This window comes from Pseudonocardia sp. Ae150A_Ps1 (genome assembly GCF_001932315.1).
GTDB lineage: Bacteria > Actinomycetota > Actinomycetes > Mycobacteriales > Pseudonocardiaceae > Pseudonocardia.
Genome location: NZ_MCIJ01000001.1, coordinates 3909499 through 3933604, shown reverse-complemented (window position 1 = coordinate 3933604; position 24106 = coordinate 3909499). Strand labels below are relative to the sequence as shown.

Genomic DNA, 24106 nt, shown 5'->3' with positions numbered 1-24106 from the left:
TCGCCGGCGGTGCGGCTGCTCGGCGGGGTCGCGAGGCGAGCCCGCCCGGCGAGGGAGAAGTGCCCCCTCGGGCGCCGCTACCGGTGCGCGCCGCCGGGCCGGTCCCGGCACCCGCCGCGAGGGACGGGCGACATCGGGACGACTCCGGGCCGGCGGTGCGCCGGACGCGCGGGCCGGGCCGATGTCCGGGCCGGGCCGCGCGGGTCGGGATCAGCGCTGCAGCACGCCGACCTCGTCCTGGCCGATCGCTGCGGTCGACGACGCCGCGGCGCGCTGCCGGACGGCGTCCGCGACCGCGTCGACGACGACCGAGGCCTCGGGCACGCGGTACCCGACACGGGCCGGCGCGACGCGCCACTGCACCCAGCCGTCGGGGCGCTCGGTCGGCGGTGCGACGACGCCGATGCCGTCGGTGTGCAGCACGACGTCGGTGTGCAGGCTGAGCTCTGCGGGCAGCGCGTGCCGCGGACTCATGGGGAACCACCATGTGCCCTCAGGGGTCGCGGCCACCGGGACGACCTCACCGGCCTCCCGGAGCGTCCGGCACACCACGCGGCCTATCGCCGCCGGGACCTCGACGACGTCGAGCACGTCGCCGGTGATCAGGAGTACGTCGGAGCCGAGGCCCGGAACGAGGGGCCAGCCGTGGTCGGCGTACTCGTGTGCCGCTGCGCGCAGCTCCGCGCCGTAGACGGCTCGGTAGCTGTCCCACCAGGATATCAGGGATCCACTTCCTTCCGTGTGACGGACACCGCCGTGGTGTCCTCTGTGAAGTGCAACACCAGGATGCAGGCTCCGGGCACGCCTCCGCGACCGGTTCGCGGCGAGGGCGCGGACCCGCGAGACGAGCGGGAACGACCGACCGCACGCCGTCGCGACCGCCGGTGAGCGGCAGGTGACCGGGCGGAGCGGGCCGACGACCGGTGGCAACCCCCGGGACTCCGGGCGCCACACCGGTCGTCGCACCGCTCGACATGCCTCGTCAGTGAACTGTCTTTACGATCGAGAGGATTATCGGGCGATCAGGAGGAGAGCGACATGACGACGATCGGGGGCACCGGCACGGCGACCCGCGCCGACACGGTGCGGACGTGGGCGGTGCTGGGAGCGGCGGTGCTGCAGACGGTGGCGGGCTCGCTGGGTGGCAGCGGGTTCCTCGGGGAGTCGCAGCGGGTCCTGTCGGACCGCTACCCGTCCCTGCTGACGCCGGCGACGATCGCCTTCTCCGTCTGGCCGGTGATCTACCTGGCCCTGCTGCTGTTCGCCGTCCACCAGTCCCTCCCGGGACAGCGGTCGCGGCCGGTGCACCGCGCCACCGGGTGGCTGTTCGTCGCGACGGCCGTGCTCAACGCGGGCTGGATCGTCGTCTTCTCCCAGGAGCTCCTCGGCCTGGCGCAGCTGATGATCGTCGCGCTGCTGGTCGTACTCGCCGTCGCACTGCGGCGGCTCACCGCGGTCCCCGCGGACGGAGTGGTCGACCGGCTGCTCGTGCACGGGCCGTGGGCGTTCTACGCGGGCTGGGTCTCGGCGGCCACCGTCGCGGGGCTCTCCGTGACGCTGACCTACTGGGGTGCCGCACTCGGCCCGGTCCCGGCGGCGGCGCTGCTCCTCGTGGCGGCGGCCGCGTTCGGGTACGCGACGCGGCTGACCACGGCGGCGGTGCCGTACGCGGCGACGGTGGTGTGGGCGCTGGTCTGGGTGGCGGCCGCGTCGGTCGCCGTCGTCACGGTCGTCGCGGTGCTCGGCGCGCTCGCGGTCGTGACGGTCGCGGTCCTGCGCACGCGCGAGGGCGTGCGCGCGGCGTTCGGCTGACCGTCCACCGGGGACGGCGGCCGGAGACCCCGGAGACGCGAACGGCGCCGGTGCTCCACGGAGGAGCGCCGGCGCCGTCGGCACACGCGGGGTCGTACCCCGCGGGAAGTCAGATCACGCGGACCGTGTCGGCCTGCGGGCCCTTCTTACCCTGGCTGGACTGGAAGTCGACCCGCTGGTTCTCCTCCAGGGTACGGAACCCGTTGGACTCGATCGCGGAGTAGTGGACGAAAACGTCCGGTCCCTCGTCGTCGGTGGCGATGAAGCCGAAGCCCTTCTCGGCGTTGAACCACTTGACGGTGCCCTGCGGCATAACTGTGTCCTTCTCAGATGGAGCGGTTCCGGGCCTCACTGCGAGGCACCGGAGGTCGCGCGGGCATCGTCGGATGACACATCCGCATCACCGGCGAAGCCCACCGTCACAACTTCCACACGGACGCTTCACGGCGATCGGGAGAAGAACGACTGCAACCAGCGCGGACGCTACCACTCTCCGCGTCGCGACGGACCCCACCCGACGTTTCCCGATCACACGACTCCCCCGCTCCCCTGACATCCCACCCGCACCACGGCCTTTCACGGACAGTGAGACGAGACCCCGAAAACGGGTACGGCCGGTCACCATGTCCCCCGACGAGTGAATGCGGGGCCCTTTCCATGCCGACGGGTGAGCACTCGGCGCTCGGAGCCCCCAGGACGGATGACGGACGGCGTCCGGCCCCACCGACGACCCCTCCAGCCCCCCGAACGGGGTCCCCCGTTCCAGGCTCGTCACCGCTCGCAACGGTTGCTCTGTGACCGACGGGACGGACGTGACGGGTGTGGCCACTATCGGGTCACTGGTGGAACACACCTGGTCACCGCAAGCTCTGCGCCGTCAGTCACCGTGCAGCAGCAGCGCCCACTGGAGAGAACGTGCGATCCCGAGTCACCACTTCCGTCGCCCTCACCCTCATGATCGGCACCCTGGGTGTCTGCGGTGCCGGCGCTGCCGAGCCCGTCCGCGTCCCCGCAGCACCGGCCTCGCTCTCGGCCCCCGCCCAGCCGGCCGCCCCGCAGAGCTCGAACGACGGCCCGCTGGACCGGCTGTTCGACACCCTCTTCGGGGGCTCGTCCGTCGACGACCCCGCGGACCCGGCCGACCTCGACACCGTCGACGCCGCAGCACCGGCGGTACCCGGTGCGGTCCCCGCCGTGCCGCAGGCGGGCGTCCCGGCCGACGTCCCCGTGCCGGGAGCACCCGCGGTGCCCGGCGCACCGGCGGTCCCGCAGGCCCCTGCCGCCCCGGCGGTCCCGCCGGCGCCGGCGGTGCCCGGTGCTCCGCAGGTCACGGCGCCGGAGCTGCCGCAGGCTCCCGCGGCACCGGGTGTGGCGCAGGCTCCGGGCGTCCCCGGCAGCCCCGCTGTTCCGGCCGCCCCCGCGGTCCCGGCTGCTCCCGCAGTCCCCGCGGCCCCGGCCGTCCCCGCGACCCCGGCCGTCCCGGGGGCCGCCGCACCGGCAGTGGTGGCGGCCCAGGAGTCCCCGGCCGACGTCGTCCAGCAGGTGGCCGACGAGCCGCCGGCCGCCCCGGCGGTGCCCGGCGCTCCGCAGGCGCCCGGCGCTCCGCAGGCGCCCGCCGTCCCCGGTGCTCCGGCCGCCCCCGCCGTCCCGGCCGACCCGCAGGTCCCCGCGGTGCCGGCCGCGCCGCAGGCCCCCGCCGTCCCGGGCGCTCCCGCGGTCCCGCAGGTCCCGGGCGCACCGGCCGCCCCGCAGGTCCCCGCCGCACCGGCAGTGCCGGCCGCGCCTGCCGTGCCGGCCGCACCTGCCGTCCCGCAGGCTCCGGCGGTCCCGGGCGCGCCGCAGGCCCCGGCCGTCCCGGGTGCCCCGGCGGCACCGGAGGTCCCCGCGGGCGCAGCCCAGGAGGGTCCGGCCACCCCGGGTACCGACACCGCCGCGGCGACGGAGCCGGCCGAGACCTCCCCGTCGAAGCCGAGCCTGTGGGAGCGGCTGTTCGGCAGCCCGCGCTGACCGCGACGGGCTCCACCGCGCCGACGGCGTCCCGCACCCGCGGGGCGCCGTCGCGCCGCGTCCGCCGTCCGTGTCCCGCCGCGCACCGGGGCGGCGTCACCCCAGGTCGGCCGCCCAGCCCTGGGTGAGGGAGCCGAACACGTCGTCGAGGAGATCGGCGAGCTCGGCGCCGTCGTCGGCCAGCCAGTGCTCGTAGGCGGCGAGGCAGACGCCCAGGCAGGCGTGCCCGAGGCTCTGCGGCACCAGGCCGGACGACGGCTCCCCCCGTCGCTCGGCGACGTGGTCGGCGACGACCTGCCGCCAGGCCGCGTAGCGGAGCGTGGAGTGCGCCTGCAGGGCAGGTGTCTCCAGGATCAGCCGCAGCCGCCTGCGGTGCCACGGCTGCTCGTCGAGGTCCACGTGGTTGAACTCGAGCACCGCCCGGCGGATGCCCTCCAGCACGGGCAGGTCCGGTGACTGCGCGGCGAGCACCGCCCGCATCCGGACGAGCTGCTCGTCGAAGGCTCCCCAGGCGACGTCGTTCTTGGACGCGTAGTACCGGAAGAACGTGCGACGGCCGATGCCGGCGGCGTGGGCGACGTCGTCGACGGTCGTGTGGTCGAAGCCCTGCTCGCTGAACATCTCCAGCGCGATGTGCTCGATCTCGTACCGGGACGTCACGGGACGCCGGCCTGCCCGGCGCAGGCCGGACGTGCCACCGGGATGGTCTGTGCCGTTCTCGGCCGTCGCCGACATCGCCGCGTTCCCCGAGTCCTCCGGGCCCCGCTCAGGTCGTTCGGACGCGCCCGGGAGGCCGTGCGGGCGCCGATCCCCCGATCATTCCACGTCGCCCGCCCGTGCGGGTCCGCCTCCGTCGGAGGAGGCCCCGCTCACCGGAAAGCTCTCCACATTGTCGGTGGGTCACGGCACACTCGCGCACAGACGGACCGGGATCGCCCCGGGTCACCGGAGACGGGGACGTCGCGAGGGGGAACGGCATGAGCGCACCCACCCGGGCCGGAGGCGGCCTCGACCAGGCCGACGACCGGCCGCTCGACCTGCAGATCGAGGACTACCCGCGCGAGCTCACCGGGTACTGCTACCGGATGCTCGGATCCGCGTTCGAGGCGGAGGACGCGGTCCAGGACACGATGGTCCGTGCGTGGAAGGGCCTGGCGAAGTTCGACGGCCGGTCCTCGCTGCGGTCCTGGCTCTACCGGATCGCCACGAACGTCTGCATCGACGCGCTGAACGGCCGCAAGCGCCGCGCCGTGCCGATGGACCTCGGCGCACCCGGCGCACCGGTCGCGGAGTCGCTGCGCGAGCCGCTGCCCGACGCCGACTGGCTCGAACCGATGCCCGACGCCCGGGTCTCGACCCCCGCGGGCGACCCGGCGGAGAAGGCCGTCGCCAAGGAGACCATCCGGCTGGCCTTCATCGCCGCCCTGCAGCACCTGCCGGCCCGCCAGCGCGCGGTGCTGATCCTGCGCGAGGTGCTGTGCTGGAAGGCCGCCGAGGTCGCCGAGCTGCTCGGCACGACGGTGGCCTCGGTGAACAGCGCCCTGCAGCGGGCCAGGGCCACCCTCTCCGAGCAGGGTGTCTCGGAGGCCGCCCCGGTACGAGCCCGGTCACGGACCCGGCGCAGACCGAGCTGCTGATGCGGTACATGGCCGCGTTCGAGGCGTTCGACATGGAGGTGCTGACCGCGCTGCTGCACGAGGACGTCGAGCAGAACATGCCCCCGCTGGAGCTGTGGTTCCGCGGCCGGGAGGACGTCATCGCGTGGATGGCGACCGGCCCGGGCCAGGGCTGCCGCGGCTCGCGGGTCGCCCCGGTCGAGATCAACGGCACGATCGGGTTCGCCCAGTGGAAGCCGTCCGGGCCGGACGGCGAGTTCGAGGCGTGGGGCATCCAGGCACTGCGCATCGAGGACGGCCGGGTCACCGGGCTCAGCATCTTCCTGAACAAGGACCTGTTCGCCTACTTCGGGCTGCCGGTGAAGCTGGCCGACAAGCCGGAGCTGTGGGAGCCCAAGGTGGTCTGACCGGTTCCCGCTCGCCGCGGGCGAACATCGTCAGCCCAGGGCGGAATCGCAGGTCACGGACGCGGGGGCGTCCTAGCGTCGGGGTCGGAACACCGAGAACGGAGGCCCCCGATGCCCGTCCTGCCGACCACGTCCGACCTCGCCGACCGGCTCCTCGGCGAGCGGATCGTGCTGCTGTCCCGCGAGCTCGACGACGACGTCGCCGCCGAGACCTGCGGCCGGCTGCTCCTGCTCGCCGCGGAGGACCCGCGCCGGGACGTGACCCTGCAGGTCCTCTCCCCCGGCGGCTCACCGGTCGCCGCTGCGGCGGTGCACGACACGATCCGTGCGCTCGGCGTCGACGTCGTCACCGTCGCGAACGGGTCGCTGGCCGGTCCGGCTCCGTTCCTCGTCGCGGCCGGCACCCCGGGGAAGCGGTTCGCGCTTCCGCACGCGTCGTTCCGCATCCCGGACCCGGAGGACACCGGGCAGGCGCCGGTCCGCGGGGCGCACCCCGGTGACGTCCGGGTCCGTGCGGACCATCTGGCCCGGCGGCGCGCCGAGATCGACGCGCTGACCGAGCGGTACTGCGGGGGTTCGCTGCCGGGCGACGCGCGGGAGCGGTGGCTCACCGCGGGTGACGCCGCAGCCGCGGGCCTCGTCGATCACGTCCGTGGAGCGGATAGCTAGTCTCTCCACGTGCGCGTCTCGGAGTTGTCCCGCTCATCGGGCGTCCCGGTGGCGACGATCAAGTACTACCTGCGCGAGGGGCTGCTGCACCGCGGCGAGCCGACCTCGCCGAACCAGGCCCGCTACGACGACACCCATCTGAGCCGGCTGCGCCTGGTCCGGGCCCTGGTGGAGGTCGGCGGCCTGCCGATCGCCGTCGTGAAGGACGTGCTGGTCGCCGTCGACGACCCGGACACCGGTCTGCACCAGATGCTCGGGCGCACCGTGTACGCCGTCACCGGAACCGGCCCCGACGACGACGGCGGCCCCTGGGCCGAGCACGCCGACTCCGACCTCCGGGCGGTCGCCGCGCACGCCGGCTGGACGCTGTCGGAGCAGGCCCCCGCACTGGCCGGGGCACGCAGCGTCCTGGCCCGGATGCACGAGCTCGGCCACGCCCCCGGCACACGGACCCTGCAGCTGTGGGCGGAGGCCGCGGACCTGGCGGCCGCGGGCGACCTGGAGGCCGTCGCCCACAGCGGGAGCCGCGAGGAGGTGGCGGAGACGGCGCTGGTCGGGACGGTCCTGGGCGACGCACTGCTCGCCGCACTGCGCCGGATCGCGCAGGAGAACCACTCCCGGCGTCAGTACCCGTCCGGCGCCTGACCGGGCAGCGCGACCCGCACGAGCACGGCGCGGTGGTCGCTGCCCGGCAGCTCGCGCACCGCGTACCGGTGGGTGCTGCTGCGGCGCGGCACCAGGACGTGGTCGATCCGGATGCCCGCCCACCGCGGCCACGACGACGGGAACGTCCCCGCCGCGCCGTGCCCGGTCCCCTCGGCGACGTCCCGGCAGCCGCCGAGTGCGACGCGCAGCCGCCGGTGGTCGAGCACCGCGTTGAGATCCCCGGCGACGATCGGTGCGGGCCGCGCCCGGGTCCAGCTCCCGATCAGCGCGAGCTCGTCGCGCCAGGACGCCAGCCGGCGCGGGTCGGTCGGCGCGGAGGTGTGCACCGCGTACAGCGTGCGGGGCCCGAGCAGCCCGCCGGTGACCTCGAGGTGCGGCAACCGCATGCCCTCCCCCGGGCGGACCTCGACGTCCCCGGCGCGCGGCGCGGCGAGGACGACCGTGCCCCGGCCCTCGGGCACCCCTGGCGGGACCGACGACCAGCCGCGGTAACCGTCCAGCAGCGGGAGCAGCGCGTCGCGGTAGCCGGCACCGGCCTCGGGAAGCACCGCGAGGTCGGGCCGTTCGGCGGCGATCAGGGCGGCGAGTGCGGTGCAGTCGGCGCGCCCGAGCAGCACGTTCGCGACGAGCACGGTGACGACGGGCCCACCGGCCGCGGACGACGGCGGGCGGCGCGACAGCCGTCGCACCGCGGGGGCCGTGCCCACCAGCCCTGCCGCGACGGCCGCCGTCGCGGGCACCCGTCGTCCGGCCAGGGCGAGCACACCGGCCACACCGAGCGCCGCGGTACCGAGGTGCGGCCGGACGGCCGTGGCGCCGACCCGGGCGGAGCCGCGGTCGATCCGCCACCGGGCGGGGAGCATCTGCATCGTCGTACGCAGGGTGGCGTCGACGGTCCGCTGGACACGCTGGAACACAGCCGATCAACGGCCGGCGACGCGTGCCGGTTCCGCGCGCTCAGGCCCGGCAGGTGAGCGGGCGGCCGCCGCTGTACTCGACCATCTCGGCCAGCGCGGTGATCACGTCGATCGGGGCGCCGCGGACGGTGCCGTCGAGCTCGGCGCACGCCCGGTGCAGGTTCCCGACGATCCGTTCGGCGTCCGGCCACGCCGCGAAGCACCCCAGGTCGGCCTCCAGTGCGGCGTCCAGCGGCGGGATGCCGGCGTCGAGCGCCTCCTCGGCCAGGTCCACGACGAACCGCAGGTAGTCGAGGGTGTCGTGGACGGGGCCGTCGCCGTGGAAGACGGGTCCGTGCCCGGGGACCGTCGTCTCGGCGCCGAGCGGGAGCAGCACGTGCTCGAGGACGTCGATCGCCCCGGTCACCGACCCCATCAGCAGGAACGGCGTGCCACCGTGGAAGACGAGGTCCCCGCAGTAGAGCAGGGAACGGTCCGGCACGTGGACGACGACGTCGTTCGTGGTGTGCGCGGGCGTCCCGACGTGCAGCACCTCGGCCCGCAGGTCCCCCAGGTGCAGCGTGATCCGGTCGGTGAAGGTCAGGAACGGTGGGTCGAGCGGCAGCGAACCCCAGTCGGGGTGGTCCCAGAACGGCAGGTCACGGGGCGGTCCGAAGGCGATCATCTCCTCGCGGGCGCGCTCGTGGGCGACGATCGTCGCGGACGGGAACACCGCGTTGCCCCAGGTGTGGTCGCCGTGGTGGTGGGTGTTGACCAGCGTCCGGACCGGGAGGTCGGTGACGCCGGCGACCGCCGCCGCGAAGGCCCGGGTGCGGCGCTCGGTGGAGCACGAGTCGACTACGACGGCACCCTGCGGCCCGACGAGGAGCCCGGCGTTGTTGATCCACCAGGTCCCGTCCGGCTGGACGTAGGCGAAGAGCCCGTCCGAGACCTCCTCGAGCCGGGGCGGGCCGGGGACGGTGATGTCGTGCGGCTGCGTGCTCATGCCGACGATCCTGGACCGCCCGGACCGATCGGGCACGCACCCGAGTGGCCCGCCGCCCGCTTCGCACGGGATCGCGTCGTTCGCACGGGGTCGGATCCCGTGCGAGCGATCCGATCCCGTGCGAACCCGGTCCGGGGCACCGCCGCGATGAGTTCACGGCGGGGCGCAGGTCAGTACCGGTGGGGACGATGCCGCGTCACCGGATCGGGAGGACCCACGATGACGACCACACCGAACACCACACCGACGACCACACCGCCCGGCCGCCCGCCCGTCGTCGACCGGGCGACCTGGCAGGCCGCACGGGACGAGCTGCTCGTCCGCGAGAAGGCGCACACCCGTGAGGGCGACGCCATCGCCGCGGCCCGCCGCCGGCTGCCGATGGTGGAGTTCGACGGGACGGTCGAGGTCGTCGGGGCCGACGGCCCGGTGCCGTTCCTCGACCTCTTCCAGGGCCGCGACGAGCTCGTGGTCTACAAGCACATGTGGTGGGACGGCGCGCCGTTCCAGGGGCAGTGCGAAGGGTGCACCACCACGGCCTGGCACCTGCAGGGCGCCGACTACCTGAACGCCCGCGGCGTCTCGTACGCGGTCCTGACCACGGGCCGGGCCGACGAGGTGGCCGCCTTCGTCGCGTTCATGGGCTACACCCAGCCCTGGTACTCGGTGCGGGGCCTGGACGAGCCGGTCGGCGGCGCCATGGGCTTCCTGACCAGCTACCTGCGCGACGGCGACCGCACGTTCCTCACCTACTCCACGACCGGCCGCGGCAACGAGCGGGTCAACGGCTCGCTCGGCCTGCTCGACATGACGCCCTACGGCCGCGGCGAGGCGTGGGAGGACACCCCGGACGGCTGGCCCGAGGGGCGCACGGCGTGCTGGTCCTGGCGGACGGATGCGGACGGCCACGACACCTGGGGCCCGACGAGCCGACCCGTTCCGCAGTGGAGCCGCCCGGGCGCGACACCGGTGGAGAGTCTCGGCCGTGGGGGTGAACACCACTGACGCGAGTTCGCGGGAGGAGAGGTGGCCAGGGGCGGGGTCGAACCGCCGACCTTCCGCTTTTCAGGCGGACGCTCGTACCAACTGAGCTACCTGGCCCCGGCCCTCGGAAGAACGCCGAGGGAGTGGAGCGACCCAGACGGGACTCGAACCCGCGACCTTCGCCGTGACAGGGCGACGCGCTAACCAACTGCGCCACTGGGCCTTGCGCTGCGGAAGTCATCGTATCCGATGGCTTCCGCCGTACCCCCAACGGGATTCGAACCCGCGCTGCCGCCTTGAAAGGGCGGAGTCCTAGGCCGCTAGACGATGGGGGCTCAGACCAGCTCGGGGCTCGTCCTTCCCTCAACGGCTGTCCGTTGGGAGCGGTGAAACCATACGACACCGTCGTGGAGACCCCTGCAGGCACCCCCCTCGTTCCGGTGTCGTGGCCGGTCAGGCGGGGTGCGCCCGCGGGGACACCCGATCAGCGCGCGACGGGCGGCGGCTGTTCCGGGTTCGAGGAGATCAACCCGAGCATGTCGAGCAGCTCACGGAGGTCGCCGGAGTCGGACGAGTTCTTCGCCACGACGAGGCGGGCCTTCTGCACCTGGTCCTCGGACACCTTGAACGCGTCGGCCGCGCTCCGGGGCGCCGGGATGGATCCGGTCTCCTCGTCGGTGCCGCGCCTTGCGCCGATCGTCATGGGGCCTCCCGGTAGGCCGTCTGGGGACCCGTTCCCGACGCTCCCCGACCGTGGGACGCGCCGCGGTGCCGGTTCCGCCGGTACCACCACGTGTTGTGGCCGTGACCACGACGTTACCCATCGTGCGTGCCCGCCGCATGCCCCTTCCCGGGTGACGGGACCACGCCCACACGGTCACCCGGTGCAGCACCCGTCAGCCGGATGCCGGGGTCCGGCACGGGCTCCCGGACAGCGCGCCGACCGGCACCGAGGCCGCCAGCGCCCGGTACCCGGCCGGTGACGGGTGCAGTCCGTCGCCGGAGTCGTACTCCGCGCGGAGGCGGCGCGGGTCGCCCGGGTCGGCGAGCGTGGTCGCGGCGTCGATCACCCCGTCGGCCCACCGGGGGCCCTCCGTGCGGATCCAGGCGTTGACCGCGTCGCGCACGGCGACGACGTCCGGGGCGTCCCGGCCGCCGCTGGTGGACGGCGGGATCGTGGTGAGGACCACCCGCAGGCCCGACTGCCGCGTGCGCTCGGCGAACTCCCGCAGACCCTCCTGCAGCCCGTCGGCGTCGGCGCCGGCGGCGAGGTCGTTGGTGCCGATCAGGAGCAGCACGTCGCGCACCCCCGGCACCGGGGCGACGTCGGCGTCGTACCGGGTCGACGGCGCGTCGCCGCCGGCCGGCGGGTCGTCCTGGAGCAGCTGGTTCCGGGACAGCCCGGCGTTGAGGACGGTCATCGGGCGCTCGGCGGCCAGCCGCGCGGCGAGCTGGTCGGGGAAGCGGTCGTCGCCGTCGGGGGTGCTGCCGACGCCGTCGACGAGCGAGTCGCCGATCACGAGCAGCGCCCCGTCCGGCCGGGTCCTGTGCACCTCCAGTCCGGAGAGCACCGGCCACGACCGCAGCGTCGTCCCGAAGCCCGCGGGACCGGTCGCACGGGTGTGGTCCCCCGGCCCGGACAGCCACGACGTGCTCATCGCGACCGGGTGCGAGCTGATCGTCGCCGGGACCGCGGTGAGATACAGCGCCACCGCGACCGGCTCGCCGCCCACCACCGGCACCGGCACCGGCAGCGGATCACTGAGCACCTCCGCACCGGCGGGGACCTGCACGTCCGGACGTCCGCCGACGAGCACCGGCACCGGGGGCTCCCCCGCCGCGCGGGCGAGCGTGACGGCCCCGATCGTCAGCGGGCCGTCACCGTGCCGGTTGGACAGCCGCAGCCGGACCGCCTCGCCGGAGGCCTGCGGGCGTACCACCATGCGGAGCGGGCGGCCCGCGAGCTGGTCGCCCGGGACCGCCTGCTGGGCGGCGTGCCAGGCGGCCGTCCACGCGGGGCCACAGCCGGTGGCCCCCGCCGACGCGGCCGGGAGTGCGCCCCCGCAGCCGGCGACCGCGACGGCGGCGAGCGTCGTCGCGAGGACCGCGGCGGCCGCCGGGCGGCGCCACCGCGCACCAAGTCGCCACCCTCCGTGCGTGGACCGCACGCGCACCGCCTCCACCGGGTCCGGCCCGGCCGTGGATCGGCCGGGTCCCGCACGCGCTGTGTCGATCCGTCACTCGATCACATTACGGATACGTCCGCTCACTCTGCGACGACCGGCGTGACGGGAACGACGAGCGGCCTGTCCCTACGGCTGGGCCCGCCCGCCCGCTGGGTGCGGAAGGCTGCGAACCGTCGGGGGCACCTCCTAGGGTCGTGCCCGATGCGGAGGCGGCCGGTGCGGGCCGCCCGGACCGAGGGAGGCGCCGGTGGCCGGTTACGAGGAGATCTTCCGATCCAGCGTCGAGGACCGTGAGGGCTTCTGGCTCCGCGCGGCGTCGGTGCTCGACTGGCACGTGGCCCCCACGACCGCGCTCGACGAGTCGGACCCGCCGTTCTACCGCTGGTTCCCCGACGGGGAGCTCAACGTCTGTCACAACGCCCTGGACCGGCACGTCGAGGCCGGAAACGGCGACCGGATCGCGCTGGTCCACGACTCGCCGGTCACCGGCACGAAGCGGTCCTACACCTACTCCGACCTGCGCGACGAGGTCGCCACGTTCGCCGGTGTGCTGCGCGACCAGGGCGTGGGGCGCGGTGACCGGGTCGTGATCTACATGCCGATGGTGCCCGAGGCCGCGGTCGCGATGCTGGCCTGCGCGCGGCTCGGTGCGATCCACTCGGTCGTCTTCGGCGGGTTCGCCGCGAAGGAGCTCGCGGTCCGGATCGACGACGCCGGGCCGAAGGTCGTCGTCTCGGCGTCCTGCGGCATCGAGGGCAGCCGTGTCATCGAGTACAAGCCGCTGCTCGACAAGGCCATCGAGCTCTCCGGGCGCAAGCCCGACGCGACGGTGATCCTGCAGCGCGAGCAGGCCGTGGCGGCGATGGGCCCGATCGACGTCGACTGGGCCGCGGCCGCGGCGACGGCCACCCCGGCGGACCCGGTACCGGTGCGCAGCACCGACCCGCTCTACGTCCTCTACACCTCCGGCACCACCGGCAAGCCGAAGGGCGTGGTGCGCGACTCCGGCGGCTACGCGACGGCCCTGGCCTGGTCGATGCCCAACATCTACGACGTCGGCGCCGGCGAGACGATCTTCACCGCGTCCGACGTCGGCTGGGTCGTCGGCCACTCCTACATCGTCTACGCGCCGCTGCTGGCCGGGGCCACGACCGTGCTCTACGAGGGCAAGCCGGTCGGCACCCCCGACGCCGGGCAGTTCTGGCGGGTCGTGCAGGAGAACAAGGTGAAGTCGGTGTTCACCGCACCGACCGCGTTCCGGGCGATCAAGAAGGAGGACCCCGAGGGTGCCTTCGTCGCGCAGTACGACGTCTCGTCGCTGCAGTACCTGTTCCTGGCCGGCGAGCGCCTCGACCCGGAGACCTACCGGTGGGCCGCCGACCTGCTCGGCATCCCGGTGATCGACCACTGGTGGCAGACCGAGACCGGCTGGCCGATCGCGGCGAACCCGGCCGGTATCGAGCTGCTCGACATCAAGCCCGGCTCCCCGACCCGCCCGATGCCGGGCTGGGACGTCCAGGTCCTCGACGAGACCGGCCGGCCGGCCGAGCCCGGTGTCGACGGCGCGATCGTCGCGAAGCTGCCCCTGCCGCCGGGCGCGTTCCCGACCCTGTGGAACGACGACGAGCGCTACGTGAACTCCTACATGGCCGCGTTCGAGGGCTACTACCTCACCGGCGACGGCGGCCACCTCGACTCCGACGGCTACGTGTTCGTCATGGGCCGCACCGACGACGTCATCAACGTCGCCGGGCACCGCCTGTCCACCGGCGGGATGGAGGAGGTCCTCGCCTCGCACCCCGACGTCGCCGAGTGCGCGGTGATCGGCGTCGCCGACACCATGAAGGGCCAGATCCCGCGCGGGTTCGTGGTGCTCAAGTCCGGCGTCGACAGCACCGCCGAGGGCTACGACGAGAAGCTGCGCGCCGAGCTCGTCCAGATGGTGCGCGACCAGATCGGGGCGGTCGCCTCGCTCAAGGACGTCGCCGTCGTCCCGGCCCTGCCCAAGACCCGCTCCGGGAAGATCCTGCGCAAGACCATGCGCGGGATCGCCGACGGCGCCGACGAGCCGGTGCCCTCCACCATCGACGACGCGTCGGTCCTCGACACCCTCCGCCCGGTGCTCCGCAAGGAGTGACGGGCGCCCGCGGGCCCCGGCCGGGTGCTCCGGCCGGGGCGATTGCGCGGTCCTATCGGGTGGTCCACGCGGACCAACCTTGACCCGTCCGGACCCGAGCGGTAACGGCGGACGTCCGGCGGTCGATCGTCCGGTCGACGGCCGCACCCGCTCCCCCGGGTACCCCCTCGCGCGGTCGTCGACCGACGTGGAGGTGCGTCATGGACGGGACCCGCATCCGGCTGGTGGCGATCGTCGGGCCGCTGGCCCTCGCCGTCCTGCTCGGCCTGGCGGCGCTGCTGGGACCGCCCGCGGAACGCGCGGCGACCTCGCGGGACGCCGGGACGGTGGTCCCGGCCACCGCGCGCGCCGGCGCGGTCACCGGCCCGGCGATGCTCGGCCTGCCGCACACCACCCCGCCCGCGGGCCCGGTGGAACAGGCACGGACGGCGGCCGCACCGTTGCCGCTCCCGCTCCCCGCGGACACCGCCGGGACGGGCTCGCCCTGACCGACCAAGGCCAGCATAACCGCAGGTCAGGGCGTCCTTAGTCGTGCGTCGGAGCCCCGTCGGGGGCACCATGGACGCCATGAAGGTCATCGTGGATTTCGACCGCTGCGAGAGCAACGCGGTGTGCATGGGTGCCGCCCCCGAGGTCTTCGAGGTGCGGGACGACGACTACCTCTACATCCTCGACGAGAACCCGCCGGAGGCCCTCCGGCCGAAGGTCGAGGAGGCGGTGCGGGGCTGCCCGAAGGCCGCGATCTCCATCGAGGACTGAGCGCACGGGCCGGCCGGTCGGGCCGGCTCCGCAGGTTGCCCTGCCCGGACGGGGCCGCGAGGATCCCCCGGGACGTGCACCGCCGGCGAAGGAGCCGACCGTGACCGCCGGAACCACCGACGTCTGGACCACCCCGCTGACCCCGCTGGCGTTCCTCGGCCGGTCGGCCGACGTCTTCCCCGACACGACGGCGATCGTCTACGGGGACCGGCGGCACACGTACGCGGAGTTCGCGGCGGAGGCGACCCGGGTGGCGAACGCGCTGGAGGCCTCCGGCGTGGAGCCCGGGGACCAGGTGGCGTACCTGCTGCCCAACGTCCCCGAGATGCTGGTCGCGCACTTCGCCGTGCCGCTCGCGGGCGCCGTGCTCGTCGCGATCAACACACGGCTCTCCACCGAGGAGGTCCGCTACATCCTCGACCACTCGGGCGCGAAGGTCCTCGTCGTCGACGCCGTCCTGTACGAGACCGTCCGTCCGGTCGCGGGTGAGCTGGAGACGGTCCGGGAGATCGTGACGGTCACCGACCCGGCCGCCCCCGGCGACGGCGTCGGGTCCGGCCTGTCCTACGCCGACCTGCTGGCCAGGGGCTCGGACACCCCGCGGCCGTGGGCGGTCGACGACGAGCACGGCACCATCTCGATCAACTACACGTCCGGGACGACCGGGAACCCGAAGGGCGTCGAGTACCACCACCGCGGTGCCTACCTGAACTCGTTCGGCGAGATCGTCCACTCCACGCACACCCCGGACAGCGTCTACCTGTGGACGCTGCCGATGTTCCACTGCAACGGCTGGTGCACCCCGTGGGCGGTGACGGCGATCGGCGGCACCCACGTCTGCCTGCGGGAGGTGCGCGGTGACGTCATCTGGGGGCTGATCTCCGAGCACGGCGTGACCCACCTCAACGGGGCACCCACCGTCGTCACGACGATCATGAACGCGCCCGAGGCGGTGACGCTGGACTACCCGCTGGTGATCACCACCGCCGGTGCGCCGCCGTCGCCGACGACGATCCTGCAGATGGAGCGGATGGGGTTCCGGATCGTCCACGTCTACGGCCTCACCGAGACCTACGGCCCGTACTCGGTGAACCAGTACCAGCGTGCCTGGGACGGGCTCGACGGCGAGGAACGCGCCCGGCTGCAGGCCCGGCAGGGCGTCGGGATGGTCTGCGCGGACCGGCTCCGGGTGGTCGACGAGCAGATGGCCGACGTCCCGGCCGACGGCGCCACGATGGGCGAGATCGTCATGCGCGGGAACAACGTCATGAAGGGTTACCACCTCGACGACGAGAAGACCGCCGAGGCGTTCGCGGGCGGCTGGTTCCACTCCGGAGACCTGGGCGTCGTGCACCCCGACGGCTACGTCGAGCTGCGCGACCGCGCGAAGGACGTCGTCATCTCCGGCGGGGAGAACATCTCCACCGTCGAGGTCGAGCAGGCGATCGTCTCGCACGAGGCGGTGCTCGAGGCGGCCGTCGTCGGCGTCCCGGACGAGCGGTGGGGCGAGGTCTGCAAGGCGTTCGCCGTGCTCAGGCCGGGCCGCGCCGCGGAGCCGCAGGAGCTGATCGACCACGTGAAGACGCGGATCGCCCGCTACAAGGCACCGAAGTACGTCGAGATCGTCGAGGAGCTGCCCAAGACCTCCACGGGCAAGGTCCAGAAGTTCGAACTGCGCGAGAAGGAGTGGGCCGACCAGGGCGGATCCCGCATCCGGGGATGAGTCACGTTCGCTCCCTGCGGAGCGGGCGAATCGGTTAGCGTTGCTCATCGTGAGCATCGCGACCGAATCGCACACCACGACCGGACCGTCCGCGTTCAGGGTGGCGGGCGGCGCGGTCGCGGTGACGACGGTGTCGGTGCTCCCGGTCTTCCTCACCGGCGCGCTCGCGGTGCAGCTGTCCGCCGATCTCGGGTTCGACCCGTCCGGGCTCGGTCTGGTCGTCGCGCTGTACTTCGGCGTGAGCGCGCTCTGCTCGCTACCGGTCGGGATGCTCGTCGAGCGGGTCGGGTCCCGCCTGACCAGCCGGATCGCCGTGCTCGGCACGGCCGTCATGCTGGCCGCGCTCGCGCTCGGCGCCCGGTCGTACGGCTCGCTGGTGGCGCTCCTGCTGTGCGGGGCGTGGTGCAACGTGATGGGCCAGCTGTCGTCGAACCTGACGCTGGCGCGCTCGGTACCGGCCCGCCGGATGGGGCTGTCGTTCGGGGTGAAGCAGGCCGCGATCCCGACCGCCACGCTGCTGGCCGGCATCGCGGTGCCGGCCATCGCGCTGACCGTCGGGTGGCGCTGGGCCTACGCGCTCGGCGCGGTGCTCGCCCTGGCGGCGCTGCTGCTCTGCCCCCGTGAGGACGCCGGCCCGGCCCCGAAGGCCGCGAAGGGCGACCGCGCGACGGGTGCGCTCGGCGTCATCGGAGCGGCCTCCGGCATGGCGGCGGGCACCGCGACCGCGCTGGGCATCTTCCTCGTCGCCTCCGCCGTCGAGCGCGGCGTGGACCCGGGCCTCTCCGGTCTCGTGCTGACCATGGGCAGCGTGATCGGGCTGAGCATCCGGCTGCTGCACGGCTGGCTCGCCGACAGGCGTGAGGAGGCCCGCCGGACGACCGGCCGCGGCGGCGGGCACGTCGCCGTGGTGGCCGCCAGCCTCGCCGCGGGCACGGTCGGGTTCGGCCTGCTCGCCGTGCCCGGCACGCCCGCCCTGGTGATCGGCACGGTCCTGGCGTTCGGGCTCGGGTGGGCCTGGCCGGGGCTGCTGCAGTTCGCGGTCGTCCGGCTGAACCCGTCGGCCCCGGCCGCGGCGACGGCGGTCGTCCAGGTCGGGGTGTACGCCGGTGGGTTCGCCGGGCCGATCGTGTTCGGCTGGCTGGCCGCGCACGCGTCGTTCACGGTGGCGTGGTCGGTGAACGCCGTGGTGATGCTGGCCTCGGCCGCCCTGATGCTCGTGGGGCGCCGGATGCTGGTCGCACACGCCGCGCGCGTCGCCGCGCAGGGCTGAGCCACGCCGAATCCGTTCGGAAACTGTCGGGGCCCTGAGGCAGTCTGACGCCCGTCGGCCCGCCGTCGCGGCGGGCCGGGATTGTCGAGGGGAATCTCCACGATGGCCGACGCGATCCGCGCCACCGGACTGGTCAAACACTACGGCGCCGTACGGGCGCTCGACGGGGTCGACCTGTCCGTTCCCGAGGGCACCGTCCTGGGGTTGCTCGGCCCGAACGGGGCCGGCAAGACCACCGTGGTCAGGGTGCTGACCACGCTGCTCCAGCCGGACGGGGGCGAGGCGACGGTCGCCGGCGCCGACGTCCGGGCCGATCCCGCCGGGGTGCGGCGCCGGATCGGGCTCTCCGGCCAGTACGCCGCGGTCGACGAGTACCTGACCGGCTTCGAGAACCTGGAGATGGTCGGGCGGCTCTACCACCTGGGCCGTCGCCGGGCCCGGGAGCGTGCGCGGGAGCTGCTCTCCGACTTCGGCCTCACCGACGCCGCGGACCGGCCCGCCCGCACCTACTCCGGCGGCATGCGGCGCCGGCTCGACCTGGCCGGGGCGCTCGTGGCCGACCCGCCGGTGCTGCTGCTCGACGAGCCGACCACCGGCCTGGACCCGCGCAGCCGCAACGACCTGTGGGACGTGATCCGCGGGCTGGTCGCCCGGGGCACGACGCTGCTGCTCACCACCCAGTACCTGGAGGAGGCCGACGCGCTGGCGGACGAGATCGTCGTGATCGATCACGGGAAGGTGATCGCCCGCGGCACCGCGGACCAGCTCAAGGCCCAGGTGGGTGGCGAACGCCTGGAGGTGACGACGAGTGTGGAGGCCGACCTGGAGCCCGCGGCCCGGCTGCTGGCCCCGCTCGGGGTCGGTGAGGCGGTGCTCGACCGGCACCGGCGGTCGCTGACGATGCCCGTCACCGGAGGCGTCGACGTGCTGCGCGACGCGCTCGACCGGCTGCGCGAGGCCGGGACGAAGGTCGACGACGCCGGACTGCGCCGCCCGACCCTCGACGACGTGTTCCTGACACTGACCGGCCGTCCGTCGGCCGAGGTCGACGAGGACACCGAGCGCGCGGAGGTGACGTCGTGAACGCGGCGGCCACGATGCTGGCGGACGCGTCGGTCGTCGCCAAGCGGAACCTCATCAAGATCAAGCGTGTGCCGGACCTGCTGGTCTTCACGACGCTCTCGCCGATCATGTTCGTGCTGCTGTTCGCCTACGTGTTCGGCGGCGCGATCGACCCGACCGGCGGGGGTGCCGGGTACCGGGAGTTCCTGATGGCCGGGATCTTCGCCCAGACCGTGATCTTCGGGGCGACCAACACCGGCGCGGGGCTCGCGGAGGACGTGAAGAAGGGGATCATCGAGCGGTTCCGTTCGCTGCCGATGACGCCGTCGGCGGTACTGACCGGCCGCACGCTGTCCGACGTCGTGAACAACGTGATCGTGCTGGTGGTGATGTCGCTGACCGGGCTGCTGGTCGGGTGGCGGATCCACACCTCGTTCCTCGAGGCGCTCGCCGGGTTCCTGGTGCTGCTGGTGTTCGCCTACGCGTTCTCCTGGGTGATGGCCTGGGTCGGCCTGCTGGTCCCCAGCCCGGAGGTCGTGAACAACGCGTCGTTCGTGGTGATCTTCCCGCTGACGTTCCTGGCGAACACCTTCGTCCCGCTGGACACGCTGCCCGGGCCGCTGCGGGTGTTCGCCGAGTGGAACCCGGTCTCCGCGGTCACCCAGGCGGCACGGGAGCTGTTCGGCAACACCGACGCGGTCGCCTCGACGATGACGGCCTCGCAGGCCTGGCCCCTGCAGAACCCGGTGCTCTACACGCGGATCTGGTCGGTCACCGTCGTCGCGGTGTTCGGGCCGCTGGCGGGCAGGCAGTACAAGCGGGCGGCGAGCCGCTGACGCACGGAGGCCCTCCCGCGCGTCCGCGGGAGGGCCTCGTCGTGCTCCGGGCCGAGCGTCGTGCGTGACCACCGAGCGCGGCCCGGCGCGCGTCGGGGTGCGGGTCAGCTACCGGAGCAGCTCACCACCGCGTAGGGGCCCGAGCTGGTCGAGGAGGTGATCTCCTGGCCGTTCCGCATGATGCGGCAGGTGATCTCACCGCTACCGCCGGAATCGGACTGGGCGACCAGCGAGAGCGGCTGGAAGGAGAGGACACCGCCGTCGAAGGTGACCTCCTTGGTCCAGGGCAGGTCGGTGGCGTTGACCTGCTCCATACCCATGTTCGAGTCCTTGACGTAGGTGATGTTCCCCGCCGACCCGGACCCGGTCACCTCGTAGGTGATGACGTCGCCCCCTGCGGGGGACGCCGCCGCGGCGGGCTGCTCGATGCTCGGAGCGGTCACGGCGGGAGCACTCGCGACGGGCTCGCTCGCGGCCGGGACCGAGGCCGCCGACGGCACTGCCCCGGAGGAGGCCGAGTCGACCGCCGACCCGAAGGCCGCGACCCAGAGGATGCACAGGAGCAGCCCGAGCGCCGAGAGCACCGTCCCCGAGATCGCGACGCCGCGGTTGGTGGCGATCCCCTTGCCCGCCCGCACGATCCCGAGCACACCGAAGATCAGGCCGAGGATCACCATCGGCCAGGCGACGACACCGACGATCGGGATCATCGCGGTCAGCACACCGATGATGCCCAGTACCAGCGCGGTGGTGCCGAACCCGTTGCGCGGCATCGCGACCGGCTGGAGGCCGGTGGCGCCGCGCTGGGCCGGGACGGCCGGAGCGGCCGCGGCACCGGTGGCCCGCTGCGCGGCGGTCGGCCACGGGGCCGCACCGGCGTCGGCGGGGACGGCGGGCAGACCGGCCGGGGGCGAGGCGGGGGAACGGGTGCCGAACGGGGCGCCGCCGAACGGGATGCCGGGGTGGCCGTCGTAGATCGGCTGCGGCCCGGCCGGGTACGGGCCTGGAGCGCCGTACCGGGGGTCGTGGCCGGTGTGCGGTCCCGCGGGGCCGTAGCCGGGCGCGGGGTGGCCCGGACCGGCCGGGCCGTACCCCTGCGGGGCCCCGTACTGCGGAGCCGGCCCCTGCGGAGCCGTGCCGTACCGGTACTGCGCCTGGCCGTACCCCTGCGGGGTGGCCCCGTACCGCGCATCCCCGTGGCGGGCCGGGTCGTACTGGGTCGCCGGGTGCGGGGTGGCGTGGGGGCGGGAGGCGGAGTCACGGTCGGCGTGGCGGCCGGACGGCTGCGGCGGGTCGGACGGGTCCGGGGCGCCGGAGGAGTTCTGCGAGGTGGTCACGTGACCCCTGTCGATCGGTCCCCCGCTGCCGTGTCACGTGACGCGGCGGTCTCATCAGTACTGAGGACCGGAACCCCCGTCCTTCACCCGATCGGGCTGCACGTCCCCGCCGTCCGGCAGTGCCGGGTCACCACCGGACGTCGTCACGGGAGTCGTCGGGGTCACCGCAGCCGGTCGAGCAGGGCGATCGCGTCGGTCGGGGCGTGCACCTTCATGTCGTTGTCGAAGTAGCAGACGACGTCGAGTCCCTGCGCGGTCCACTCCCGGATCCGCCGCGCCCAGGAGTCCAGGGCCTCCGCCGTGTAGCCCCCGGAGTAGAGCTCGCCCTGCCCGTGCAGCCGGACGTAGACCAGGTCCGAGGTCACCTCGTCGAACACCGGCCAGGTCCCGGCCGAGTCGGACTGCACCAGCGCGACGCCGTGCTCGCGCAGCAGGTCGAGGAAGGCCGGGTCCCGGAACGACTCGTGCCGCGGTTCGATCGCGTGCCGCAGCGGCCGGTCGGCGTCGGTCGCGGTGAGCGCGCGTCCCTCGACGCGTTCGTCGTGACCGGTCGCGAACCGCGCCGCCGCGGCCGTGCCGCGCGGCAGCAGCGCGAGGAAGCCGGCGACCCGGTCGGCGTCGAACCGCATCCGCGGCGGGAGCTGCCACAACACCGGGCCGAGCGCGGCGCCCAGTCCGAGCACCCCGGACGCCAGGAAGTTCGCGACCGGGACCGCGGCGTCGCGGAGCTGCTTCATGTGCGTGACGAACCGCGGACCCTTCACCGAGAACACGAAGCCGTCGGGGACCTCGGCGGCCCACGACCGGTAGCTCTCCGGGCTCTGCAGCGCGTAGAACGACCCGTTGATCTCGATCGAGGTGACCTGCCGGGAGAGGTACTCGAGCTCACGACGCTGCACCAGCCCGGGCGGGTAGAAGGTGCCGCGCCACGGCGGGTAACGCCAGCCGGACGTCCCGACGACGACCCGGCCGGTCACGCGGGGCCTCCCGTGCGCGGCGCTGCCGGTGGCGCTGTCCGGAGCACCGGTCGCGGCCCCGGTCGGCGGTGCCGCGCCGTCGCATCCGCTCGCATGCCCCGATCCTGGGGTCCCGGACCGGTTCCCGCCACCGTGTGCCATGCCCCGATGGGCCGCCGAGGTGCGACGATGCCGGGATGAGCCACGCCGTCGTCGTCACCGGGGCCGCGGGCGCGCTGGGCCGCGCCGTCGTCGCCGAGTTCCAGCGGGCCGGGCAGCCGGTCGTCGCTCTCGACCGGCCCGGCCCGGCGCTGGACGCGCTCGACGCCTCGCACCGGGTCCCCGTCGAGCTGACCGACCGCGGCGACGTCGGGCGGGCCTTCGCCGAGATCGACGGACGCGCTCTCACGGTCGGGACGCTGGTCGCCGTCGCCGGCGGCTACTCGCACGGAGGGCTCGCCGACCTCGACCCGGACACCCTGCACGGCCTGTTCGACACCAACCTCGGCACGCTGGTCTGGGCGGCCCAGGCCGCCGCCCCGCGGATCGCCGCAGCGGGCGGCGGCTCGATCGTCGCGGTGGGCGCCCGGACCGGGACCTCCGGTCCCGCACAGCTCGTGCACGGCGCGAGCAAGGCCGCGGTGCACCGCACCGTCGAGCTGCTCGCCGACGAGCTGCGGGGGCAGCGGATCCGGGTCAACGCGGTGCTCCCGTCAGTCGTGGACACCCCCGCCAACCGCGAGTGGATGGACGCCGACGCCGTGGACCGCGCCGTCGCCCCCGCCGCGATCGCCCGGGTGATCGCGTTCCTCGCCGGGCCGGACGCCGCCCCGGTCAGCGGCGCGCTCGTCCCGGTCTACGGCGACTCCTGACGGCGCCGCGCGACCGGCTGCCAGGATGGGTGCATGCGCACCCGACCGCTCCCCGCACCGTGACCGGGCTCGCCCCGGCGGTGCGCCGGGTCCTGGACTGGCCGGTCGACCACGTCGCCGCCGCCGTCGTCGGTGCCGACGGCGCGGTGCTCGCCGACGCCGGCGACACCGGCCGCGAGTTCGGCCTCGCCTCGGTGACCAAACTGCTGTCGGCGTACGCCGCACTGGTCGCGGTCGAGGAGGGCGCCGTCGACTGGGACGACGCCGCGGGCCCCGAGGGCGCCACCGTCCGGCACCTGATCGCGCACACGTCCGGCCTGGCCTTCGACACCGACGAGGTCAAGGCCGCCCCCGGCGAGCGCCGGATCTACTCCAACACCGGGTTCGCGGTACTGGGCGACGCGATCGCCGGGGCCACCGGGATCGGCTTCGCCGACTACCTCCACCAGGCCGTCTGCGAGCCGCTCGGGATGACGCGGACCCGCCTGGAGGGCGCGCCGGGCGCGGGCGCCGTCTCGACCGCCGCGGACCTGTCGCTGTTCGCGGCCGAGCTGCAGGCCCCGAAGCTCCTCGACCCGCGCACGGTCGCCGAGGCGACGACCGTCGCCTACCCGGGTCTCGGCGGCCTGCTGCCCGGCTACGGCCGGCAGCGCCCGAACGACTGGGGCCTGGGCTTCGAGATCCGCGACGGCAAGTCCCCGCACTGGACCGGCGAGCACTCGTCGCCGCGGACGTTCGGCCACTTCGGACAGTCCGGGACCTTCCTGTGGGTGGATCCCGACGTGCGCGCCGCCGCCGTCGTCCTGACCGACCGGGACTTCGGGCCGTGGGCGGCCGAGGCCTGGACCCCGTGGACGGACGGGGTGCTCGCGGAGCTCCCGGAGCCGCACCGGTAGTTGCGCACG

At 74.3% G+C, this 24106-nt stretch carries 25 protein-coding genes and 3 tRNA genes; 16 read left to right on the top strand and 12 right to left on the bottom strand.

Annotation, left to right across the window (positions count from 1 at the left end):
- Positions 1-210 precede the first annotated feature (210 nt).
- Positions 211-474 carry a hypothetical protein gene (locus Ae150APs1_RS18400; RefSeq protein WP_139316970.1) on the bottom strand — a complete coding sequence of 88 codons (264 nt, stop codon included), beginning with the start codon at positions 472-474 and terminating at the stop codon, positions 211-213.
- 564 nt (positions 475-1038) lie between these two features.
- On the opposite strand from Ae150APs1_RS18400, the gene Ae150APs1_RS18395 reads away from it, so the two are divergent.
- Positions 1039-1812 carry a tryptophan-rich sensory protein gene (locus Ae150APs1_RS18395; protein WP_075299217.1) on the top strand — a complete coding sequence of 258 codons (774 nt, stop codon included), beginning with the start codon at positions 1039-1041 and terminating at the stop codon, positions 1810-1812.
- A gap of 109 nt (positions 1813-1921) precedes the next feature.
- Here the strand turns inward: Ae150APs1_RS18395 and Ae150APs1_RS18390 are convergent, their stop codons facing one another.
- Positions 1922-2125 carry a cold-shock protein gene (locus Ae150APs1_RS18390; protein ID WP_060574118.1) on the bottom strand — a complete coding sequence of 68 codons (204 nt, stop codon included), beginning with the start codon at positions 2123-2125 and terminating at the stop codon, positions 1922-1924.
- A gap of 641 nt (positions 2126-2766) precedes the next feature.
- Here Ae150APs1_RS18390 and Ae150APs1_RS33730 point away from each other — a divergent pair.
- The gene (locus Ae150APs1_RS33730) at positions 2767-3819 is read left to right on the top strand and encodes a hypothetical protein (RefSeq protein ID WP_083680220.1); all 1053 of its coding nucleotides are present in this window, start codon (positions 2767-2769) and stop codon (positions 3817-3819) included.
- A gap of 96 nt (positions 3820-3915) precedes the next feature.
- Here Ae150APs1_RS33730 and mftR read toward each other — a convergent pair whose 3' ends face one another.
- Positions 3916-4554 (bottom strand): mycofactocin system transcriptional regulator, encoded by a 639-nt coding sequence (gene mftR / locus Ae150APs1_RS18380; RefSeq protein WP_075299213.1) that lies wholly within the window; start codon positions 4552-4554, stop codon positions 3916-3918.
- 242 nt (positions 4555-4796) lie between these two features.
- On the opposite strand from mftR, the gene Ae150APs1_RS33725 reads away from it, so the two are divergent.
- The 4 genes from Ae150APs1_RS33725 to Ae150APs1_RS18365 all read left to right on the top strand — a co-directional run bounded on the left by Ae150APs1_RS33725 (position 4797) and on the right by Ae150APs1_RS18365 (position 7156).
- Positions 4797-5456 carry an RNA polymerase subunit sigma-70 gene (locus Ae150APs1_RS33725; protein WP_249266391.1) on the top strand — a complete coding sequence of 220 codons (660 nt, stop codon included), beginning with the start codon at positions 4797-4799 and terminating at the stop codon, positions 5454-5456.
- Positions 5456-5842 carry a nuclear transport factor 2 family protein gene (locus tag Ae150APs1_RS33720; RefSeq protein ID WP_249266390.1) on the top strand — a complete coding sequence of 129 codons (387 nt, stop codon included), beginning with the start codon at positions 5456-5458 and terminating at the stop codon, positions 5840-5842. The genes Ae150APs1_RS33725 and Ae150APs1_RS33720 overlap by 1 nt, the downstream gene beginning before the upstream one ends.
- Positions 5843-5953: 111 nt before the next feature.
- Positions 5954-6511 (top strand): ATP-dependent Clp protease proteolytic subunit, encoded by a 558-nt coding sequence (locus tag Ae150APs1_RS18370; protein ID WP_010229852.1) that lies wholly within the window; start codon positions 5954-5956, stop codon positions 6509-6511.
- Positions 6512-6520: 9 nt separating this feature from the next.
- Entirely contained in the window at positions 6521-7156 is a 636-nt protein-coding gene (locus Ae150APs1_RS18365; RefSeq protein WP_029239523.1) for a MerR family transcriptional regulator, read from the top strand.
- Here the strand turns inward: Ae150APs1_RS18365 and Ae150APs1_RS18360 are convergent.
- Together Ae150APs1_RS18360 and Ae150APs1_RS18355 are read right to left on the bottom strand one after the other, a co-directional pair.
- Positions 7135-8094, bottom strand: a complete 960-nt coding sequence (locus Ae150APs1_RS18360; protein ID WP_075299211.1) for an endonuclease/exonuclease/phosphatase family protein — start codon at positions 8092-8094, stop codon at positions 7135-7137. The genes Ae150APs1_RS18365 and Ae150APs1_RS18360 overlap by 22 nt on opposite strands.
- Positions 8095-8134: 40 nt before the next feature.
- Entirely contained in the window at positions 8135-9079 is a 945-nt protein-coding gene (locus Ae150APs1_RS18355) for an MBL fold metallo-hydrolase (RefSeq protein ID WP_075299209.1), read from the bottom strand.
- A 219-nt stretch (positions 9080-9298) separates the two neighbouring features.
- Between Ae150APs1_RS18355 and Ae150APs1_RS18350 the strand changes: the two genes are divergently transcribed.
- Entirely contained in the window at positions 9299-10084 is a 786-nt protein-coding gene (locus Ae150APs1_RS18350; protein WP_075299207.1) for a DUF899 family protein, read from the top strand.
- Positions 10085-10106: 22 nt separating this feature from the next.
- Here the strand turns inward: Ae150APs1_RS18350 and Ae150APs1_RS18345 are convergent.
- The 5 genes from Ae150APs1_RS18345 to Ae150APs1_RS18325 all read right to left on the bottom strand — a co-directional run bounded on the left by Ae150APs1_RS18345 (position 10107) and on the right by Ae150APs1_RS18325 (position 12231).
- Positions 10107-10180 (bottom strand) — tRNA-Phe (locus Ae150APs1_RS18345).
- A 32-nt stretch (positions 10181-10212) separates the two neighbouring features.
- Positions 10213-10286, bottom strand: a tRNA-Asp gene (locus Ae150APs1_RS18340).
- Positions 10287-10325: 39 nt separating this feature from the next.
- Positions 10326-10398 (bottom strand) — tRNA-Glu (locus Ae150APs1_RS18335).
- 149 nt (positions 10399-10547) lie between these two features.
- Positions 10548-10766 carry a hypothetical protein gene (locus Ae150APs1_RS18330; protein ID WP_075299205.1) on the bottom strand — a complete coding sequence of 73 codons (219 nt, stop codon included), beginning with the start codon at positions 10764-10766 and terminating at the stop codon, positions 10548-10550.
- A gap of 193 nt (positions 10767-10959) precedes the next feature.
- On the bottom strand, positions 10960-12231 hold the full coding sequence (locus Ae150APs1_RS18325; protein ID WP_139316969.1) for a GDSL-type esterase/lipase family protein: 1272 nt from the start codon (positions 12229-12231) through the stop codon (positions 10960-10962).
- Between the two features lie 265 nt (positions 12232-12496).
- Between Ae150APs1_RS18325 and Ae150APs1_RS18320 the strand changes: the two genes are divergently transcribed.
- The 7 genes from Ae150APs1_RS18320 to Ae150APs1_RS18290 all read left to right on the top strand — a co-directional run bounded on the left by Ae150APs1_RS18320 (position 12497) and on the right by Ae150APs1_RS18290 (position 20036).
- Positions 12497-14386, top strand: coding sequence for a propionyl-CoA synthetase (locus tag Ae150APs1_RS18320; protein ID WP_075299201.1), 1890 nt, complete (start codon positions 12497-12499; stop codon positions 14384-14386).
- A 200-nt stretch (positions 14387-14586) separates the two neighbouring features.
- The gene (locus Ae150APs1_RS18315) at positions 14587-14874 is read left to right on the top strand and encodes a hypothetical protein (RefSeq protein WP_075299199.1); all 288 of its coding nucleotides are present in this window, start codon (positions 14587-14589) and stop codon (positions 14872-14874) included.
- A 79-nt stretch (positions 14875-14953) separates the two neighbouring features.
- The gene (locus Ae150APs1_RS18310) at positions 14954-15145 is read left to right on the top strand and encodes a ferredoxin (protein WP_010236740.1); all 192 of its coding nucleotides are present in this window, start codon (positions 14954-14956) and stop codon (positions 15143-15145) included.
- A gap of 100 nt (positions 15146-15245) precedes the next feature.
- Complete coding sequence (locus Ae150APs1_RS18305) at positions 15246-16868, top strand: acyl--CoA ligase family protein (protein ID WP_075299197.1); 1623 nt, start codon at positions 15246-15248, stop codon at positions 16866-16868.
- A 49-nt stretch (positions 16869-16917) separates the two neighbouring features.
- Positions 16918-18138, top strand: a complete 1221-nt coding sequence (locus tag Ae150APs1_RS18300) for an MFS transporter (RefSeq protein ID WP_249266388.1) — start codon at positions 16918-16920, stop codon at positions 18136-18138.
- A 102-nt stretch (positions 18139-18240) separates the two neighbouring features.
- Positions 18241-19221: a daunorubicin resistance protein DrrA family ABC transporter ATP-binding protein gene (locus Ae150APs1_RS18295; protein WP_010236748.1), complete on the top strand. Its 981-nt coding sequence runs from the start codon at positions 18241-18243 to the stop codon at positions 19219-19221.
- Positions 19222-19235: 14 nt separating this feature from the next.
- Entirely contained in the window at positions 19236-20036 is an 801-nt protein-coding gene (locus Ae150APs1_RS18290) for an ABC transporter permease (protein WP_075302272.1), read from the top strand.
- Positions 20037-20140: 104 nt separating this feature from the next.
- On the opposite strand, the gene Ae150APs1_RS18285 is transcribed toward Ae150APs1_RS18290, so the two are convergent.
- Positions 20141-21373 carry an MmpS family transport accessory protein gene (locus tag Ae150APs1_RS18285; RefSeq protein WP_075299194.1) on the bottom strand — a complete coding sequence of 411 codons (1233 nt, stop codon included), beginning with the start codon at positions 21371-21373 and terminating at the stop codon, positions 20141-20143.
- A gap of 161 nt (positions 21374-21534) precedes the next feature.
- Entirely contained in the window at positions 21535-22350 is an 816-nt protein-coding gene (locus Ae150APs1_RS18280; protein WP_075299193.1) for a DUF72 domain-containing protein, read from the bottom strand.
- A gap of 176 nt (positions 22351-22526) precedes the next feature.
- Between Ae150APs1_RS18280 and Ae150APs1_RS18275 the strand changes: the two genes are divergently transcribed.
- Both Ae150APs1_RS18275 and Ae150APs1_RS32140 read left to right on the top strand, forming a co-directional pair.
- Positions 22527-23201 (top strand): SDR family NAD(P)-dependent oxidoreductase, encoded by a 675-nt coding sequence (locus tag Ae150APs1_RS18275; RefSeq protein ID WP_075299192.1) that lies wholly within the window; start codon positions 22527-22529, stop codon positions 23199-23201.
- Between the two features lie 29 nt (positions 23202-23230).
- Positions 23231-24097 carry a serine hydrolase domain-containing protein gene (locus Ae150APs1_RS32140; RefSeq protein ID WP_083680219.1) on the top strand — a complete coding sequence of 289 codons (867 nt, stop codon included), beginning with the start codon at positions 23231-23233 and terminating at the stop codon, positions 24095-24097.
- Positions 24098-24106 lie beyond the last annotated feature (9 nt).

What these genes read in the sequence shown, in the direction of transcription:
- Ae150APs1_RS18310 (WP_010236740.1), top strand. Translation starts at nt 14,954, where the DNA reads ATGAAGGTCATCGTGGATTTCGACCGCTGCGAGAGCAACGCGGTGTGC.
- Ae150APs1_RS33730 (WP_083680220.1), top strand. Translation starts at nt 2,767, where the DNA reads ATGATCGGCACCCTGGGTGTCTGCGGTGCCGGCGCTGCCGAGCCCGTC.
- Ae150APs1_RS18395 (WP_075299217.1), top strand. Translation starts at nt 1,039, where the DNA reads ATGACGACGATCGGGGGCACCGGCACGGCGACCCGCGCCGACACGGTG.
- Ae150APs1_RS33725 (WP_249266391.1), top strand. Translation starts at nt 4,797, where the DNA reads ATGAGCGCACCCACCCGGGCCGGAGGCGGCCTCGACCAGGCCGACGAC.
- Ae150APs1_RS33720 (WP_249266390.1), top strand. Translation starts at nt 5,456, where the DNA reads ATGCGGTACATGGCCGCGTTCGAGGCGTTCGACATGGAGGTGCTGACC.
- Ae150APs1_RS18400 (WP_139316970.1), bottom strand. Translation starts at nt 474, where the DNA reads ATGAGTCCGCGGCACGCGCTGCCCGCAGAGCTCAGCCTGCACACCGAC.
- Ae150APs1_RS18390 (WP_060574118.1), bottom strand. Translation starts at nt 2,125, where the DNA reads ATGCCGCAGGGCACCGTCAAGTGGTTCAACGCCGAGAAGGGCTTCGGC.
- Ae150APs1_RS18290 (WP_075302272.1), top strand. Translation starts at nt 19,236, where the DNA reads ATGCTGGCGGACGCGTCGGTCGTCGCCAAGCGGAACCTCATCAAGATC.
- Ae150APs1_RS18355 (WP_075299209.1), bottom strand. Translation starts at nt 9,079, where the DNA reads ATGAGCACGCAGCCGCACGACATCACCGTCCCCGGCCCGCCCCGGCTC.
- Ae150APs1_RS18330 (WP_075299205.1), bottom strand. Translation starts at nt 10,766, where the DNA reads ATGACGATCGGCGCAAGGCGCGGCACCGACGAGGAGACCGGATCCATC.
- Ae150APs1_RS18350 (WP_075299207.1), top strand. Translation starts at nt 9,299, where the DNA reads ATGACGACCACACCGAACACCACACCGACGACCACACCGCCCGGCCGC.
- Ae150APs1_RS18315 (WP_075299199.1), top strand. Translation starts at nt 14,587, where the DNA reads ATGGACGGGACCCGCATCCGGCTGGTGGCGATCGTCGGGCCGCTGGCC.
- Ae150APs1_RS18275 (WP_075299192.1), top strand. Translation starts at nt 22,527, where the DNA reads ATGAGCCACGCCGTCGTCGTCACCGGGGCCGCGGGCGCGCTGGGCCGC.
- Ae150APs1_RS18295 (WP_010236748.1), top strand. Translation starts at nt 18,241, where the DNA reads ATGGCCGACGCGATCCGCGCCACCGGACTGGTCAAACACTACGGCGCC.
- Ae150APs1_RS18370 (WP_010229852.1), top strand. Translation starts at nt 5,954, where the DNA reads ATGCCCGTCCTGCCGACCACGTCCGACCTCGCCGACCGGCTCCTCGGC.
- mftR (WP_075299213.1), bottom strand. Translation starts at nt 4,554, where the DNA reads ATGTCGGCGACGGCCGAGAACGGCACAGACCATCCCGGTGGCACGTCC.